Origin of the sequence: Cellulomonas sp. HD19AZ1 (assembly GCF_004535805.1) — a bacterium.
In the GTDB taxonomy this organism is placed as follows: Bacteria; Actinomycetota; Actinomycetes; order Actinomycetales; family Cellulomonadaceae; genus Cellulomonas; species Cellulomonas iranensis.
Genome location: NZ_SPHX01000012.1, coordinates 1 through 1,122 on the forward strand (window position 1 = coordinate 1; position 1,122 = coordinate 1,122).

At 60.5% G+C, this 1,122-nt stretch carries 2 rRNA genes; both read right to left on the reverse strand.

Features of this window, described 5'->3' with window-relative positions:
• Positions 1-481: ribosomal RNA gene (locus E4A51_RS18165) — 23S ribosomal RNA — on the reverse strand; the annotation flags it as partial.
• A gap of 412 nt (positions 482-893) precedes the next feature.
• Positions 894-1,122 (reverse strand): 16S ribosomal RNA (locus E4A51_RS18170); the annotation flags it as partial.

Consider the following 1,122-nt stretch of genomic DNA (forward strand, 5'->3'; position numbering starts at 1 on the left):
CAGATTCACTCCGGGTTTCTCGGGCCCGGAGCTACTTGGGATCCCCTTCGGGAGGCCACGCCATTTCGTCTACGGGGGTAACACCCTCTGTGCCGGGCCTTTCAATGCCCTTCGACTATGACGCGACTTTATAACTCCCTGCTGCTTCGGCAGAAGCAACGGAAAGGTCCCACAACCCCGTACGCGCAACGCCTGCCGGCTATCACACGCGCACGGTTTGGCCTGATCCGCTTTCGCTCGCCACTACTCACGGAATATCTCTTCCTGCCGGTACTGAGATGTTTCACTTCCCGGCGTTCCCTCCACTCACCCTATATATTCAGGTGAGGGTCACCACACATGACTGTGGCGGGGTTTCCCCATTCGGAAATCCTCGGATCACGGTTCGTTTGCCAACTCCCCGAGGCTTATCGCAGGCTACTACGTCCTTCTTCGGCTCCTGGTGCCAAGGCATCCACCCTGTGCACTTATAAACTTGACCACAAAGATCATTCAAAGATGCTCGCGTCCACTGTGCAGTTCTCAAGCAACCACCGGTCACCCCCAGCCCCCGGCGCCTACCGCACCCACACCCGCGCCACCCCTCGCAGGGCGACACCAGCGCAGATCCAGCGGTTCGACCGGACCGAAGGTCCCGACCAAGGCAACACCCCCTCACGGGCTGTTCCCTCAGGACCCAACAGCGTGCCAGGCCGACCCGCACCGAACCGGTGAGCATCCGTTCCCTCCCACCAGGCGAACCTGACGGCGTACTAGGAGCCACCGACCCAACGAGTCGGCCAGTAGTCGATGTTCCACCCTTGAGCACCACCCCGGCCGCGTTCGGACCGAGCGTGGGCCTGGACAACCACCCCGTCCCATGACAGGACGACCAGCTGCCAGATGCTCCTTAGAAAGGAGGTGATCCAGCCGCACCTTCCGGTACGGCTACCTTGTTACGACTTAGTCCTAATCGCCAGTCCCACCTTCGACGACTCCCCCCAAAAGGTTGGGCCATCGGCTTCGGGTGTTACCGACTTTCATGACTTGACGGGCGGTGTGTACAAGGCCCGGGAACGTATTCACCGCAGCGTTGCTGATCTGCGATTACTAGCGACTCCGACTTCATGGGGTCGAGTTGCA